Below are 16,106 nucleotides of genomic sequence, written 5' to 3' on the forward strand. Positions count from 1 at the left end.
GTTAAAGACGCGGATATGTCTGTCATTCCCTTGGGAAAGTGCGCTTTACATAAGCGCGAGGGGTAAATCTGTCAAGCGAAAGAGCCTGTCTCTCGCCCACTCATAGTCATTCGGCAGGGAACAATCTGTCCACCGCACTTTCAAGCTGGTCGATATCGATGGGCTTGGCGACAACATCGTCCATACCAATCGCGCGGTAAGCCTCAATATCCTCCGGCATGGTGTTGGCTGTAAGCGCAATGATCGGCACGCTTGCTGCACTGCCCTTCATGGCCCTGATCGCCTTGGCTGCCGTTTTGCCGTCCATCACCGGCATGCGCACATCCATCAGCACAAGGTCAAAGCCATGCCCACCGGCCGCAGCGTCACCAAGCATATTCACCGCCTCCTGACCGTTGCTCACAATCACAAGATCCCAGCCATAACGCGCGAGTAGTTTTTCCACCAGCATCTGATTGATGCGGTTATCTTCAGCCAGCAATACTCTGAGCTTGAGTGCACCAAGCCTCGCGCTATCCACCCGTTCGCGCGGGGTATTGTCATACCGTCCCTCAGCTTTCGGTAGTGTTACAGCAAAGCGGAAGCGGGAACCAACGCCCGGCATACTGTCTGCGTCAATGATACCGTCCATCAGGTCGGTCAACTCCCGACATATGGCAAGGCCAAGCCCGGTACCGCTTTGCCTGCGGCGCTCGCTGCCATCAACCTGCTCAAACCGTCGGAAGAGTTTTGCACCCGCCGCCTCGTCAAACCCGATGCCCGTATCTTCCACCAATACACTCATCCGATATAGCGCACTGTCTGCTGCAGTGAGTGTGACCGTGACATCCACCCGCCCCTCTTCCGTGAATTTAACCGCATTACCAACGAGGTTAAGCAGGATCTGGCCAATGCGCACCGGGTCCCCCACAAGGCGCAGGCCTGCTTCATCAGGCACATGGAGATTGAGCTGCAAACCCTTCTCAGCTGCCGCTGGCATGAGAAGGTCCACCAGCCGCCGCACAGTCTCAACAACATCAAACGCTTCGTTCTTCAGCTCAAGCTTGCCTTCATCAAGCTTGGCGAGATCAAGGATGTCATTGATCAGTGTCAGCAGGGTCTTGGCGCTCACCTGCGCCGCCTCAACCAGCTCGCGTTGCTGGCTATCGAGCTTGGTGCGCTCAAGAAGGTTCATCATGCCCAGCACACCCGTCAGCGGTGTGCGCAACTCATGGCTGGTGTTCGCGAGGAAGATGCCCTTTGCCTCATTGGCCCGGCGCGCTTCTTCAGCCGCTCTCTTGGCCTGTTTCATCTGCTGCGTCACAGACGCGTTCATGACTTCCAGTTGCTCGCTTTTCTCACGGTCGTCCAAGCGCATACGCTCAATGCGCGTGAGGGTCCGGTACCGCTGCCCAAAACACAAAAGGCCAAGGAGAAATGCCGGCAGAAGGAAGAAGGCAAAATGCCCTGCCAGTTCGCCGCCCAAATCCATCAGGCAAAAGATATAAAGCGCTACCGAAATGCTAGTCAGCAGGAAGTATATAAGCGGGCGCAGGGTGACAAAACCAAACACCATGAGCGCAAGCACCGCATTGGTCATTTGTATAATTTCGCCCGTAAGCGCAACATGCGTGAACACGTTTGCCACCCCAAGGAGCCCGGCTGGCACAAAAGCATAGTGGCTCACACTGGCGCTAATACCCCCTCGCCGTGCCACAACATAGGTGACACCGCTTACAAAAGCAGTCACCAGCGCCAAGCCCATAAGGGTGCCGCGAATATCAGCGGGCAGGAAAACCCAATGGGCAACGGCTAGGAACAGGTAATACCCGGTGATAACAGCCACTATTGTCGGCAGTTGCTGCAAGTATATACCGTCCAGCGCCCGACGAACGGCGTCATCTGCATTCCTATGGTCCTGCTGGCTCAGAAACGTCTCCCTTCTTCCTCCAATATCAATCTAGATCAAATATGGTCACTGGTCAGTATTAAACCTTAGGGCGAAAACGAAAAAGGGGACCAACACCGGCCCCCTTTCCAAAATCAGGATGCTCTGTGATCAGGACTTCGATGCGATATAGGCATCGATCTGTTCCTCAAGCACCGTGAGCGGTACAGAACCACCCATCAGCACAATATCGTGGAATTCACGGATATCGAACCTATCGCCCAGAGCTTCACGGGCCTTATCCCGCAGGCGCAGAATGGTCAGTTGCCCGATCTTGTAACCGCAGGCTTGCCCCGGCCAAACGATGTAGCGCTCAATCTCGGTCACAACGTCTGTTTCGCCCATGCCTGTTTTGGCAATCATATAGTCAATCGCCTGCTCGCGGGTCCAGCGTTTGGAGTGGATACCCGTATCCACCACGAGGCGCACCGCCCGGAACATCTCCGACTGCAGCGCACCGATCTTGTCTGCCGGTGTTTTCAGGAAGCCCATCTCTGCGGCCACCCGTTCAGAATAAAGCGCCCAGCCTTCCGTATAAGCACCATAGTGCATAAATTTACGGAACAGAGGCAGGTCTTCCTGCTCAAGCTGCAGGGCGATCTGATAGTGGTGGCCCGGCACAGCTTCATGGTAGGTCAGCGCGCGCATGCCAAACTTTGGTGTGCCCTTGATGTCATAGAGGTTCGCGTAGAAGCGGCCTGGACGGCTACCATCAAATGCGGGAGATTCGTAATAGCCGCCCGGCGCGCCTTGTTCGATAAACACAGGTACCCGCACCACTTCAACCGGTGCCTTTGGCGTACGATTAAACTGGTCAGCAATACCCGCCTCAATCTCCCTGATCAGCGCGGTATAATCTACCAGTATCTGCTGGCGACCTTCGTCCGTATCCGGGTAATAGTGGCGATCCTCCGCCGTGTAGGCGTTCAGGATTTCATCAAACGGCTGGGTGATGTCATACCCCTCCGCCTCAAGAAGCGCGCGCATCTCAGCCTCGATACGTTCCACTTCCGAGAGACCAAGCGCATGAATCTCATCCGCGGTCATTTTGGTGGTGGTATGTGCCTCAAGCTGGGTCTGATAATAAGCCGCACCGTCAGGCAGCTTCCAGACGCCTGCGTCATTGTTCGCGATGTTTTTAAGCTGCACTGTGTAATCCAGAAGCTCTGCCCACACAGGGAACACCACTTCCTTGATCGCGGCTTCGGTTTCCGCCAGTACCCGCGCTTTCTCTTCGTCAGACACCCCTTCAAGGCCGTCAAGCTTGGCGCTGAGCGCCTGATAGAAGGCATTGTCGGTTGCTTTGTCAGTGATGAAAGGCCGCAGCTGGTTTTCCACCTTCTGCAGAACGAACTTTGGCGGGATGATACCCATTTCTTCCCGCTTCTTCAGTTGCCCCATCAGCTGTTCGTACTGCGTGCGTATCTTGCGCAGCCGGGTGTTGTAATAGTCTGCCTCTTCAATATCGGTCACCGAATGAGTGCCAGTCATGAAGCTGGAGATGTTATTCTGCCATCCATAAAGTTGGGTAAGCGGATAATTATAGTGAGCAAAACGTTCGTTGCGGATGGTCTGTTCCATGCCGTAAGCCATCAGGCGCTTGTTGAAGCGCTGCTCTGGTGTCAAGCTCGCGTCGCTGTAGGACATCAGCGTTTCAAAATCTTCCTTCAGCTTCGCCAGTTGTTCCGCGTCATGTTCAAGCGAAATGTCGTCCAATTCGCCGTTATGCGAGGTGATGCCGTAAGGCTCCAGCATACGAAGGCCGGACATGGTCTCGGGGCTATCCAGCCCGCTCTGAACCACTACCCGGGTTTGGAAATGGTCAAAGCTGAAAGGCTTGAACCACACAAGCTTGGCGAGCCAAACGCCGCCGATGATCAGGAGCGCCAGAAACAGCAGCCCCACTATCTTTCTGATGGACACGGTATCCTCCCTCGATGTCTGAAAAGCAGCATACAAAAGCGCACGCCACACACAAGGGAATGTTATGGCTGAAAGTATGTTTGCTTTCCTGCGCCCCTGAGCGTGGCTCGCGCCCACTTCAAGTTTCCCTTCACAGGCGTTCACCAGTCCGCTATCCAGTGCAGGGAAGACCCGGTCACGGGAAGACTGGAAACATCAATCTCGGGGGAGATAGTATATGAGCGCAGCATCCACAGGCGATGCGCCGGGCCGGGCCATGTATCAAACGATCGGGCTCATTCTGGGGCCGATCCTGTTTTTTGCCATTCTGTATTCCCCGGCACCCGAAGGGCTTGCCCCCATCGCATGGCGCACCGTTGCGGTCGCGGCCCTTATGGCGACATGGTGGGCAACCGAGGCCATACCCGTGCCTGCGACCAGCCTGCTGCCGCTCGTGCTCTTGCCAACGCTTGGCATCGCCACATCAAAAGAAGCATCATGGCCTTATGCAGAACCGGTGATCTTCCTGCTGCTGGGCGGGTTTATCGCCGCCATGGGCATGCAGCGCTGGAACCTGCACCGTCGGATTGCGCTCAATATCCTCGCGCGGGTTGGTGATCATCCCGCCGCCCTTATTGGCGGTTTCATGGGGGCCAGCGCCCTTCTTTCCATGTGGATCTCAAACACCGCAACCACGCTGATGATTGTGCCCATTGCCATTACGGTGGCCGATACCATCCTGCGGGAACGGGCCGTTGGTCACCGCTTCACGATTGCGCTGTTGATTGGCTGTGCGTGGGCAGCCTCTATCGGCGGGCTCGGCACCTATATCGGCACACCGCCAAACCTGTTTGTGAAAGGTTTTATCCTGCAGCAAACCGGACGCGAAATTCTGTTCCTTGAATGGATGGCTTTTGCCATCCCGATCGTGGCCACCATGGTGCCGCTGGCGTGGCTGGTGCTGACCAAGGTTTGTTTCCGCTTCAAGGCCGATGAAGTGCGCGGCGGGCACGGTGTTGTGCAGGCGGAGCTGGAAGCCATGGGCAAAACCACAACGCCTGAAAAGCGTGTGGCGCTTATCATGGCGACCATGGCTTTCATGTGGAGCTTCCGTCAAATTCTGGTGGATTTTGAGCCGCTCACCAACCTTCTTCCCTTTGTTGCCAAACTGTCTGACATGCACATCGCTGTCGCGGCCGGGCTCGCCATGTTTCTCGTGCCAGCGGGGTCAGACACCAAAGGAGAAGCGCTCCTTGATTGGGAACGCACCGTCACCCTGCCCTGGGGGGTGATCCTTTTGTTTGGGGGCGGGCTTAGCCTTGCCGCTGCCATCAAGGCGACCGGCCTCGCGATCTGGGCGGGGGAAGCCATGAGTGGTCTGGCAACAGCGCACCTGTACCTTATCATCCTCGCCATCGTGGGCATGGTGATTTTCCTGACCGAACTTACAAGCAACACGGCCACCACGGCGGCACTTGTGCCAGTGCTGGGCGCGCTCGCGACCACCGCGAATATTGACCCCATTATGCTCGCCGCCCCAACTGCCATGGCGGCCAGCTGCGCCTTCATGCTGCCGGTTGCCACCGGGCCAAATGCCGTTGTGTTCTCGACCGGACATATTCATGTGCCGGATATGATGCGCGCGGGCCTCTGGCTCAACATCCTTGGCACCTTCGTAGTGGCAACCCTTTGTTACCTGTTGCTACCGCTGATTTTCTAGGCCAAGCGCTTTGCGGTCACGCGCGTAAATCTCTCGCAGCTTCGATGCGAGGTCGGCCTCAAGACGGGGCCGACGGTTACCTGAGATCAGCGCGAGCGGACCAAAGAGATACTGGCGCATCTTGGGGCGAAGGTGGCGCTTTCTGGCGGACGGCACGAGAACCGCAAATATCCGGTTCAACAGGCGGTAGACCGCGAGGATATTATTCCCAACGGACGGGTTTTGGTTATAGCTGCTTGCGCAAAAATCCGGCAACTCAGGCGCATAGCGGCCAAATACGTCACGAACCTCCTGTGCCGGATGTTCCCGTAGCGCGGCATGCTCAAAAATTCTGACATTGTCAGGACCAAAAGCTATCTGCAGACCTTTAATCAACGGGCACCAACTGAGGTCATCTTCTGTGACATGATCACAAAATTCCCTGAGTGTTTTTGTGCCGCCCTTCCTTACATATTGCACATAGTAGGACGGCAAAAAGGTCGCGAAATTGCGGATGAAATAGATCACCTGCACCTCATACCCGTCAAACAGGCGGGCTAGTTCGCCGATCCATTTCTCATGATGCGGGAAAAAGCCGGGCTTGTCTTCATGGTATGGTTCACCCAGAAGCGACTCGTTGGACAAGAGCAGACTGTGAGCGCCACTTGCTTCAAACAGCGCAGCCAATCGTGCCCGGGCACCGTCAAAGGCGACCTCCGGGTTGCGCCTCGTCCTCATTTGCACAAGGTGTGTGTGCAGCGGGTCTACTTGCCCGCCCTGAATCATACGCTCGGGATAAACAACCCCCGCGCTTCCCAGAACCTCCCGGTTTTCACTCAGGTAATATTGCAGGCTTGTAGTGCCCGTTTTTGGCGCGCCCAAATGCAGGATGATGCGTCTCTTTGGGGTTTGTGAGGGGGTCACGCCCAAACCTCAGGGCTCAAGCCGACAAGTGGGTGAGTAAGAAACTTGGCGTTCTCGTGTTCAAGCTCGCTCAAAAGGTTACGTCTTTCCTCTACCGTGAAACCGAAGCGCATCGGCATGCCAAGCGCCGCTTTCAGCACGCTAATCTCGTCATCGCCGCACCCGAGCAGGTCCTGCACCAACTGAGGTGTTGGCGCCTCGGCTTCCCTCAAAGCCGGGAACAGAACATTCTGCCGCCACGCAATATCAAGCCCCATGCCGGTGCGGTTCATAGCCAACAGGAGCGACAGCCCCGCTTCACCAAACCGGCTGTTACCGGACCGCAAACCACCACCTTGCAGGTTCAAGTTCTTCAGGCCGAGGAAGCCGAGTAGATGTTCGGTTTTACCCTCACCGGGCCAAGCCTCCAGCACACCTATCTTGGCGTGCGCCGCAAGACCATGACGCTCAAACGCTGTAGTCATACGTGCCCATGACATCTCACGTGGCGTGAACCGCGCCGCGAAAGTCTGGAAATCTTCCCGGAGCCCAAAGGCCACCCGAAACCCATAAGCGGATTCGATAAAACTATCCTGCCTGCGCACAATCAACCGTGGGTGCACCTCAACCGTTTTTTGAAGCCTTGATAGCGCACGACAGAACCCGTCAAATTTCTCGTAAAACTCATGGCCCAAATGACCGGGCATGATGCCCATCAGGTTCTCTTCGCTGATCAGGATGGTGTCTGCGTCAAGTGTGGCAAGTGTGGCGGAAGTTCGCGCCACAGCCATCTGGCTGCTTGGCTTCCAAAAACGATACTCATAAAGGCGGTTTACCGCCAATTTTTGCGCATTCTCAGCCAAATCCTCGCGCAAAAAAAGCGCCACACCCTGCGCCTCAATCTCGCCCCGGTTTCGCCGCAGCAGCGCCTGTGTGGCAGATGACGCGCAGCGGTGCGCACCCATATGAATAATCAGCTTTTTCATGGCTCTTTTCTTGTCACCCTGATGCGTATTTGTCCATCACGCAAAAAATCTTGTCTGATCAAGCGCTGAAAACCGCCACTAAATCATAGACTCTCACCCCTCAGGCACCATATAAGCAGCGCCATGAGCAGCAATATGCATACGCGCCGGTTCCTGAAGATGCAGGGCCTAGGCAATGACTTCGTCATTTTTGACGCGAGGGAGCGTGAGCTTTCCCTCACTGACGATGCTGTGCGCCATATTGCTGACCGGCGGCGCGGGGTCGGGTGTGACCAGCTTATCATCATGCGCACAGCGGAAGACGCTGATATCTTTATGGAAATCAGAAATGCGGACGGCAGCCGTGTTGGCGCTTGCGGCAACGCCACACGCTGTGTTGGCCGCCTGATGCTGGATGAAACCGGCAAGGATATTGTTACCATTCGCACGGATGCAGGGCTTCTAAGCGCCCGGCGCGCAGACGCAGGCATCAGCGTCAACATGGGTCCGGCACGGCTCGACTGGGCTGAAATTCCCCTGTCTCATCAGATGGATACCGCGAAGACGGATTTCTCGCTTGGACCACTTACACACCCCGTTTGTGTGAACATGGGCAACCCGCACGCGATATTTTTTGTACCCGATGTGGATGCTGTTGACCTCGAAACCTACGGCCCTCAGATCGAGACAGACCCCTTGTTCTCCGAACATGTGAATGTCTCTGTCGTGCACATACGGGACGGCATTATCCGCCAGCGGGTGTGGGAACGCGGCGCGGGCATCACCGAAGCCTGCGGCTCCGGCGCATGCGCAGGCGCCGTCGCAGCGGCACGGCTTGGGCTTACGGGGCGCAAATCAACCGTTCAGCTTGACGGTGGTCCTTTGGAGATTGAGTGGCTTGAAGACGGCACCGTACAGATGACGGGCAGCGCCACCCTCGCCTTTGAGGGGGAGATTACCCTTTGAGCGGCAAGCCAGATATCGTCACCTTCGGTTGCCGCCTCAACGCTTACGAAAGCGAGGTGATGCGCCGCCATGCGGAGGATGCGGGCCTTGATGATGTTATCATCATCAACACATGCGCCGTAACGGCAGAGGCCACCCGGCAAGCGCGGCAATCTATCAGAAAAATGAAGCGCGAGCGCCCGGACACGCCGATCATCGTGACCGGCTGCGCGGCGCAGATCGACCCCACGCAATTCTCCAAAATGCCTGAGGTCGCAACCGTGATCGGCAATCAGGAGAAGCTGGAGGCCAAGAGCTTTGTTGGCCTGGGGCGTGCGGGGCTTGATCTCTCAAACGCGCCGCGTGTGCAGGTGAACGATATTTTCTCCGTGAAGGAAACTGCAGGCCACTTGATTGACGGCTTTGGCGAACGCGCCCGCGCCTTTGTGCAGATCCAGAACGGCTGCAACCACCGCTGCACCTTCTGCATCATCCCTTATGGCCGCGGCAACAGCCGCTCTGTCGCTATGGGCGAAGTGGTGGACCAGATCAAACGACTGGTGGACAAGGGCTTCAAGGAAGTGGTGCTTACGGGCGTGGATATCACAAGCTTCGGTGAAGACCTGCCAAGCACGCCCACCTTGGGCCAACTGGTGCAGAAGATCATCAAGCTGGTGCCGGACCTGCCGCGCCTGCGTATCTCTTCGATCGATAGCATCGAAGTGGATGAGCCGCTTTATGATGCCATCATCCATGAGCCGCGCGTGATGCCACACCTGCACCTGAGCCTTCAGGCGGGGGATGACATGATCCTCAAACGCATGAAACGCAGGCATTTGCGCGGTGACGCCATCGAGTTCACGAGCCGTGTGCGCGCTGAGCGCCCCGACATGGTGTTTGGCGCAGATATCATCGCGGGCTTCCCGACAGAAACCGAAGATATGTTCCTGAACAGCCTTAAGCTCATTGAGGAATGCGACCTCACGTGGCTGCATGTCTTCCCTTATTCTGAGCGCGAGGGCACACCGGCGGCACGCATCCCAAACCGCGTGCCAAAACAAGTGCGCAAGGAACGCGCAGCCCGCCTGCGCGTGGCGGGCGACAAACGCGTCGCTGACCTCTTCAGGCGCGCCGAGGGCAAAGAAGCACACGTGCTCATTGAGCGCATCGGCCATGACGGGGAAGCCATAGGCCATAGCGAGCAATTCATTCCCGTGGTGATAGACACGGCGGCAGCACCCGGTGATATCATCCCCGTGCGCTTGACCGCCCGCGATGAAAACGCCATGACCGGCACCACACTAGACTAGATACTTCAGGATTTTTTATGGCAGACGAGAAAAAAGGCTGGTTTCAACGGTTGCGCGGCAAGAAAGAAGAGGCTGCGGAGACCCCGACAGTTGAAACACTCGCTGTTGAACAACACGAGCCTGAGCCAGTTGAACTGGCAAGTGACACCATCCAGCCAATCCCTGAGCCAACATCTGCCCCGTCTGAGAAGAAAAGCTGGTTCCAGCGCCTTAAGGCGGGCCTGAGAAAATCCACGAGCGCGATCTCTGGCGGTATCAGTGATATCTTCACCAAAGCGAAGCTGGATGACGATACGCTTGAGGAACTTGAAGACCTTCTGATCACATCTGACCTCGGTGTTTCTGTCGCGTCCAAGCTTACGCAGGCGCTTGCCAAAGGACGGTATGACAAGGAAATCTCTGGCGAAGAAGTGAAGCAGGTTCTGGCTGATGAGGTCGAGAAAATCCTCAAACCTGTTGCCAAGCCTCTCATCATCAACAAAGCCAACAAACCCCATATCATCTTGATGGCAGGCGTGAACGGTGCCGGTAAAACCACCACAATCGGCAAGCTCGCCAAAAAATTCAGGGAAGACGGCAAATCCGTCATGCTCGCAGCCGGTGATACGTTCCGCGCGGCCGCCGTGGAGCAGCTTCAGGTGTGGGGCGAACGGAACGGTGTGCCCGTTGTAACCAAGGAAATTGGCGCAGACGCCGCTGCTCTCGCGTTTGAAGCCGTTGAGCGAGCAACGCGGGAGGGCACGGATGTGCTGTTGATCGATACCGCTGGCCGCCTGCAAAACCGGGACGAGCTGATGGCAGAGCTTGCCAAGGTTGTTCGCGTCATCGGGAAGAAGATTGAAGGCGCACCGCATGATACGGTGATCGTGCTCGATGCCACCACAGGGCAAAACGCTGTGCATCAGGTGGAAGTGTTCCAGAAACTTGCCAACATCTCCGGTATTGTGATGACCAAGCTGGACGGCTCCGCCCGCGGCGGTGTGCTGGTGGCCTGTGCTGAAAAATTTGGCCTGCCCGTGCATGCCATCGGCGTTGGGGAAGCCATCGAAGACCTTCAGCCTTTCGACGCGCGCGAGTTCGCCCGCGCGCTGGTGGGGATTGAGGACTAGGCCTTATCACCTGGCGAGCTGTTTTTGTACCAGTCTACGTTACGCGTGAGGTACATGGCTGCGGCAAGCGCCACGAACATCAGCGTGGTGCCAGCCAGAAGCGCAAAATCTTCCATATTCAGCACACCATATAGAAAACCCAGCAGCGCTGTTTGTGTGAGGCAGATGCCGCCTGTCCAGCCGCCTGATTTGGTCACTGAATAAGCATAGGTGGTCACAAGCCCAACGATTAGGAGCGATGAGACCACATAAGCAGCGGTGAAGGCCATATGTTCCGCCAGCGACAAAAGGCCCATGAAAAACAGGCTGAGCGCAAGGCCGATAAGTATATACTGCACGGGATGCACCTTGCGGCCCGAGACAACTTCAAACAGATAAATCACTGCAAACGTCAGCAGCACAAAAAGCGAACCATATTTTACGCTGCGCTCCGTGAGACTGTAGGTATTCACAGGGTCAAGAAAGTTTACCGAAACAGCATTGGAGACCGGAAGCGGTGCGTTGCCCGCGAGGATTGGCCCAATACCTTGCGCGAGCCGGAGTGTTTGCCACCTTGCTGCAAACCCTTCAGCCGAGACGGTGCGGTCGATTGGAGAAAATCTACCATGAAACCCCGGAGACGGCCAAGCGGACGAAAGCTCAATATCGCTCGTGGTGCCAGCGGGCCAAATGTTGAGCGCCTCCATACCGCGAATGGAAAACCCGGCTTCCACGGCGAAAGTTGCGCCTGTGCTCACACCCAAGGCAGGCGCATGCACACCGCTTTGGCTGTGTTCAAGCCCGGTTGCCGGCTCAATGGCTGTTGCGTTACCATTCACGGTCATCACAATGTCGCCCTGCAGGCCTTGCAGGTCACTGAGATAGAGGCCGACAACCGCACTGCCCCAATCAAGCGCTGATTTTTCAATGCCCTGAAAGTCTTCAGGAACGGTAAAATTCGCCACCATTTTCAGCGTTGCCGTATAAACGTTGCTGCTATAGAGACCAAGGTTGCGGCTTTCTACATCCACTGTACCTTCGGTGATAAGCTTCCCGGGCAATAGAACCAATTGGCGTTTCAGGGTGACAAGCTCGCCGGTGTTGCGAATTTTCTCCACCGTTTCATAGGGCACAACAAGAACGGGGCCACCAACGGTCTGTTCATGACCCCATACCTCACCAATTTTCAGTTGAGCTTCATGGGCTCGTCCAGCGCGTTCATTTACAAGACTGCCGATCATCGAAAGCGGTATAAGCATGATCAGCAACATGAAACCGATTAGAACGGATTTCACACCATAACCGTTCAGGAACTGCATAAAACGACCGCCTGTGTCGTTGCCGTGGCTATCCCGGTTATCGCTCATGATCATAATCTCCCGCCAAACTCCCTGAAGTTTGACAGATAAATCATGGCGTTTTCAAGACTTTGGCTGTGTTTGGGGTATGTCGGGCAATCTCGGCCCCATGCGGGCGAGGGTGCCATCTTTGAGGATAAGGGTGTGATAAAGCACCCCAACCAGATGCAAGCCCACGAGCGTGGCTAGCACATACCAGCCGTAAACATGGATTTCCTCAAACAGATGGTGAAGCTCCATATCCCGCGCAAACGGTGTTGGGATGATAGTCATTCCAAAGACTGTGATATCCCACCCAACGGTCAAAAGCGTGAACATACCAGCGAGCACCACAAGGAAGATCAAACCATAGAGCAGGACATGCGCCGCCGCTGCGGCTTTGGCAATCACAGGCGGTGTGCCTTCAACCACTTTGGGTGTATCGCCAGAAAGCCGCACCGCAAGGCGAAGCAGCATGAAGGCGAGGATCAGCATACCGAACGACATATGTAGGCGAATAAGTTCGTTTTTATCGTCACCGCGCGGCATATCTGCAAACACGAGGCCGAGCACCGATTGCCCCACGAGTGCGATGGCCAAGACCCAGTGCAATGTTTTTGCGGGCCAGCCGTAAGCGTGCCTAGTGTTTTTCATCGGTGCTCTCCCTCTCCCAATCAAACGCCTTAAAAGGCGCCGGTCCAGCTGATGCGTGCCTTCATGTTGCGGCCGGGGTCAACCACGCCAGCAAACACGGTTTGCACTTCCGTATCAAACAGGTTGTCGACCCCGAGATCAATACGCAAGCCTTTGAGTGTTTCCTTCGGTTGCCACACAAGGAACAGGTCAACCGTCTCATAGCCGGGGCGCTCATCTGCCACGCTATTAACCTTATCAAACTTGGCCGCCACATTAGCACGAGCACCAATGCGTGCGCTCATTTCAGGTACCTTTACCTCACCAGACAAGTAAAGCCTGCTGGGCGCCAGTACGCCCACATAGTCGCCTGTATCTTTGTCCTTGCCGTCGACCGTGCTGTAGGATGCAATCAGACGCACACGTTCGCTGTTATACACACCTTCAAGCTCAAAACCCTCAAGCTCCGCGCGGCCGGTATTGATATTCCGGCTAGTGCCCGCATTACAGGTGTCGGGCATGCCCGGTACAAAACACGGCAGTGAGAACTCGAAATTCACCTCAAGGTCGATGAGGTCTGTAACATCGGATTTGAAGTATGCACCCTTGAGCGTGAAACGATCATCGCTCGTAAAAATTCCGGCAAAATCAACCCCGGCACCAAACTCCCATGTTTTTGAGCGCTCTGGCGCGAGGTCCGCATTCGGGATGAAGAAGTTAGGCGCTTCAAGCCCTGGCCCAAGCGGGATGGAGAAGTGAAGATCGTCCGCAAAAATCTCATTATAGGATGGTGCGCGGAAGGCTTCATTATAACTGCCGAAAATCATGAACTGGTCAACCGGGCGCCATGTTGCGGCAAACTTGGGAGAGATTTTTCCTTCTGACGTCTCAATATTCTCGCCCACGGCAGTGTTTTTGAAATTGTCATAGCGGAAGCCGGGAACCAGTATAAATTCACCAATGCCAGTGTCGGCCACCAGCTCGCCCTGCACAAAAAGCCCTAGCGTTTTGGCTGTGGCATCCGGTACACCACCACGGGTGCCGTCGGTCGTCACATTATCCGTGCCCACTTGTTCGTCCCGGTAATATTCACCGCCATAGGTGAGGGTGAAGCTTGAGCCGGTACCGAGGTCAAACTGGCTGCGGTTATCGAAACTCAGGCCAACGGTTTCCACGTCTCGGTTGATCACCCGGTCCGTATCAAGATCGCTTTCTTTCACATTGGCTTTATTCACATAACCAATAAGCGCAAAGTTGATGAGGTTGCTTTCCGGGTTAAAATCCAGACCCGCGCGGAAGGTATCGCTAACGATATCCTTCGCCATAAGGTCACCTGTGTTATTGCCAAGGCCGTTATTGGGTTCAACCGCGTCATTGCGGTAGCCGAGCCAGCTGCCGGAAAGCCTGAGCGCGTCCGATACCTGATAGCTCACCTTCGCGATGCCGGATGCAATGCTGTCATCCGCTTGCAGGCTTGTGCTGTTGCCAAGCGAGATATCACCGGAATCGCGCAGGCTTAGGCTCGCGACCGCATCCAGCTTGCCGTCGCTGCTGCGGCCAAAAAGTGTGGCGCCGCGAAGCCATTCGTCGTTTACACCCTGATAGCCCGCACTTAATCGGTATCCGGCATTCGCGCCCTCGGGCAACAGGTCAGCCGCATCAACCGTGTTCAGCGAGATGACACCACCGATGGCGCCCGAGCCGTAAAGCGATGAACCACCGCCCCGCACAACCTCGGCCGACTTCAACAGGTCCGGCTCAATGAAAAAGCGGCCATCATGGCCCGAGAGGAAACTTTGACGTACGCCGTCAAAAAGCACCACAACACCCTCACCCGCCATGCCGCGGATCGCGGGGGTTTGACCATTGCGGCGCGGTCCACCATCAAACACAAGGCCCGGCACAGATGCAAAAATATCTGAAATGCTGGACGCCACCAGATCATCGATCTCGTCGCGCGAAACCACGCTCACTGACGACGGCACGGAAAAGGCCTCAACCGGATTTTTGGTTGCGCTCACGGTTATTTCCGTGAGGTCGGCGGCCATTTCTGCCACGGCCTGTTGGGTTGCAAACATTGAAAGGCCAGCCAGCAAGAGAGCGGTGTTTTGTGCGCGGGTCATCGTCATGGGTTCCTGATCCTGAAGTTCCATAGAGGTGAAAATCATCTTGTTGATATTAGTTGCAAATGATTCTCATTTTTATTATTAGCGTCTTTATGCGATTCAGATTGCTAATGCAAGTGAGAATCATTATTATATTTATCGACACTCAAGGCGGGAACCGACAACCATGACAACTGCATCCTATCTAGCGCCGCTCAAGATGGCGGCGGCTCTGGCCACAGGCCTTCTCCTGGCCGCATGCAACACCACGAGCCAAGGCTCAAGCCAATCTGTCGCGCCCATGGCAGCGGCGGCGCCAACGATTACTGCTGAAAAATTCGAAGCCGACCGTAAGGCAATCCTTGCGATGGCTGGCGACTATAAAGTCACCTTCGACTTTCAGGAGACGGTGCCCTTCGTTGCCGGGTACTCACCGAAAGACCGGTACGTGACCGGCGCCCATGAGATGGTACGGGTGATTGAAGACACGGGCAGCTTCATCAGCCTCCAGCACATCCTTGTGGTGGGTGATGGTAAGGAAATGCCTTTCATGCCCATCAAGCATTGGCGGCAGGACTGGCAGTTTGAACCAACAGAGGTGATGGACTTCATCGGTGCCAATACATGGCAAAAACGGGAAGTGAATGCTGCTGAGCGTGCGGGAAAATGGTCACAGGTGGTTTATCAGGTTGATGACGCACCACGATATGCCGCCGTTGCCGCGTGGGACCACACCAATGGCATCGCGTCCTGGACCTCCCCCCCTAGCTGGCGCCCATTACCGCGCCGTGACGCCACCAAACGCGATGACTATCACGCTATTATCGCCAGCAATCGGCACGCCATCACACCAAACGGCTGGGTGCACGAACAGGACAATGCCAAGCTGATCCTAACGGGTGACGCGCCACAGGTTCTGGTGCATGAAATTGGCGTCAACACCTATACGCAGTTTGCTGATTTCGAAACGAAACTGGGCACAGAATATTGGGAGAAAACCCAAGGCTTCTGGAAAGCCATTCGTGACGAGTGGGCTTCCCTGTTTGCGAACAACAACCGTGTGGGCCTGACCATTCAAGGTGAACCAGCGGAGATGTATATGCAGATCCTTGGCATCGCGACAGATGTTGAAACCGGCAAAACCACGACTGCCGCTGCCGCTGAAGAAGCCCTCAAGGTTCTCGCTGAATATACTACCACCACACCTGCAAGTGTGGCCGAGCGCCTCAAAGGTGAAACAACTGATGGCGGCGAGGCCTACAGCAGCCATTAGGAAATCCTGCTAGATCGGG

12 protein-coding genes are annotated in these 16,106 nt (G+C 55.8%); 5 read left to right on the plus strand and 7 right to left on the minus strand.

The annotated features are described in order from the left end of the window. Window positions 1-106 precede the first annotated feature (106 nt). Together ACN0XZ_RS16150 and ACN0XZ_RS16155 are read right to left on the minus strand one after the other, a co-directional pair. Window positions 107-1,846 (minus strand): ATP-binding protein, encoded by a 1,740-nt coding sequence (locus ACN0XZ_RS16150; protein WP_417458832.1) that lies wholly within the window; start codon window positions 1,844-1,846, stop codon window positions 107-109. A gap of 192 nt (window positions 1,847-2,038) precedes the next feature. After that, window positions 2,039-3,850, minus strand: a complete 1,812-nt coding sequence (locus ACN0XZ_RS16155; RefSeq protein ID WP_417458833.1) for a DUF885 domain-containing protein — start codon at window positions 3,848-3,850, stop codon at window positions 2,039-2,041. Window positions 3,851-4,067: 217 nt separating this feature from the next. Between ACN0XZ_RS16155 and ACN0XZ_RS16160 the strand changes: the two genes are divergently transcribed. After that, window positions 4,068-5,549: an SLC13 family permease gene (locus ACN0XZ_RS16160; RefSeq protein WP_417458834.1), complete on the plus strand. Its 1,482-nt coding sequence runs from the start codon at window positions 4,068-4,070 to the stop codon at window positions 5,547-5,549. On the opposite strand, the gene ACN0XZ_RS16165 is transcribed toward ACN0XZ_RS16160, so the two are convergent. Then, window positions 5,532-6,452 (minus strand): hypothetical protein, encoded by a 921-nt coding sequence (locus tag ACN0XZ_RS16165; protein ID WP_417458835.1) that lies wholly within the window; start codon window positions 6,450-6,452, stop codon window positions 5,532-5,534. The genes ACN0XZ_RS16160 and ACN0XZ_RS16165 overlap by 18 nt on opposite strands. Further along, entirely contained in the window at window positions 6,449-7,417 is a 969-nt protein-coding gene (locus ACN0XZ_RS16170; protein ID WP_417458836.1) for a hypothetical protein, read from the minus strand. The genes ACN0XZ_RS16165 and ACN0XZ_RS16170 overlap by 4 nt, the downstream gene beginning before the upstream one ends. A 123-nt stretch (window positions 7,418-7,540) precedes the next feature. Here ACN0XZ_RS16170 and dapF point away from each other — a divergent pair, with 123 nt between their 5' ends. Genes dapF through ftsY form a run of 3 tightly spaced genes read left to right on the plus strand, consistent with a single transcriptional unit; the run spans window position 7,541 to window position 10,760 of the window. Continuing rightward, window positions 7,541-8,362 carry a diaminopimelate epimerase gene (gene dapF, locus ACN0XZ_RS16175; RefSeq protein WP_417458837.1) on the plus strand — a complete coding sequence of 274 codons (822 nt, stop codon included), beginning with the start codon at window positions 7,541-7,543 and terminating at the stop codon, window positions 8,360-8,362. After that, window positions 8,359-9,651 (plus strand): tRNA (N(6)-L-threonylcarbamoyladenosine(37)-C(2))-methylthiotransferase MtaB, encoded by a 1,293-nt coding sequence (gene mtaB / locus ACN0XZ_RS16180; RefSeq protein WP_417458838.1) that lies wholly within the window; start codon window positions 8,359-8,361, stop codon window positions 9,649-9,651. The genes dapF and mtaB overlap by 4 nt, the downstream gene beginning before the upstream one ends. 17 nt (window positions 9,652-9,668) lie before the next feature. Beyond that, window positions 9,669-10,760, plus strand: a complete 1,092-nt coding sequence (ftsY, locus tag ACN0XZ_RS16185) for a signal recognition particle-docking protein FtsY (protein ID WP_417458839.1) — start codon at window positions 9,669-9,671, stop codon at window positions 10,758-10,760. Here ftsY and creD read toward each other — a convergent pair. Genes creD through ACN0XZ_RS16200 form a run of 3 tightly spaced genes read right to left on the minus strand, consistent with a single transcriptional unit; the run spans window position 10,757 to window position 14,838 of the window. Next, on the minus strand, window positions 10,757-12,106 hold the full coding sequence (creD, locus tag ACN0XZ_RS16190) for a cell envelope integrity protein CreD (protein ID WP_417458840.1): 1,350 nt from the start codon (window positions 12,104-12,106) through the stop codon (window positions 10,757-10,759). The genes ftsY and creD overlap by 4 nt on opposite strands. Before the next feature lie 54 nt (window positions 12,107-12,160). Further along, window positions 12,161-12,730, minus strand: coding sequence for a cytochrome b (locus ACN0XZ_RS16195; RefSeq protein WP_417458841.1), 570 nt, complete (start codon window positions 12,728-12,730; stop codon window positions 12,161-12,163). Window positions 12,731-12,759: 29 nt separating this feature from the next. Further along, the gene (locus ACN0XZ_RS16200) at window positions 12,760-14,838 is read right to left on the minus strand and encodes a TonB-dependent hemoglobin/transferrin/lactoferrin family receptor (protein ID WP_417458842.1); all 2,079 of its coding nucleotides are present in this window, start codon (window positions 14,836-14,838) and stop codon (window positions 12,760-12,762) included. A gap of 163 nt (window positions 14,839-15,001) precedes the next feature. Here ACN0XZ_RS16200 and ACN0XZ_RS16205 point away from each other — a divergent pair, with 163 nt between their 5' ends. Then, complete coding sequence (locus ACN0XZ_RS16205; protein ID WP_417458843.1) at window positions 15,002-16,087, plus strand: DUF6607 family protein; 1,086 nt, start codon at window positions 15,002-15,004, stop codon at window positions 16,085-16,087. Window positions 16,088-16,106: the final 19 nt, after the last annotated feature.

The organism is Kordiimonas sp. (assembly GCF_048264555.1).
Lineage (GTDB): Bacteria > Pseudomonadota > Alphaproteobacteria > Sphingomonadales > Kordiimonadaceae > Kordiimonas.

Bases quoted from the DNA above. Each gene is read 5' to 3' on its own strand.
- ftsY (WP_417458839.1), top strand. From the start codon at position 9,669: ATGGCAGACGAGAAAAAAGGCTGGTTTCAACGGTTGCGCGGCAAGAAA.
- ACN0XZ_RS16170 (WP_417458836.1), bottom strand. From the start codon at position 7,417: ATGAAAAAGCTGATTATTCATATGGGTGCGCACCGCTGCGCGTCATCT.
- ACN0XZ_RS16205 (WP_417458843.1), top strand. From the start codon at position 15,002: ATGACAACTGCATCCTATCTAGCGCCGCTCAAGATGGCGGCGGCTCTG.
- dapF (WP_417458837.1), top strand. From the start codon at position 7,541: ATGAGCAGCAATATGCATACGCGCCGGTTCCTGAAGATGCAGGGCCTA.
- creD (WP_417458840.1), bottom strand. From the start codon at position 12,106: ATGAGCGATAACCGGGATAGCCACGGCAACGACACAGGCGGTCGTTTT.
- ACN0XZ_RS16195 (WP_417458841.1), bottom strand. From the start codon at position 12,730: ATGAAAAACACTAGGCACGCTTACGGCTGGCCCGCAAAAACATTGCAC.
- ACN0XZ_RS16200 (WP_417458842.1), bottom strand. From the start codon at position 14,838: ATGACGATGACCCGCGCACAAAACACCGCTCTCTTGCTGGCTGGCCTT.
- ACN0XZ_RS16160 (WP_417458834.1), top strand. From the start codon at position 4,068: ATGAGCGCAGCATCCACAGGCGATGCGCCGGGCCGGGCCATGTATCAA.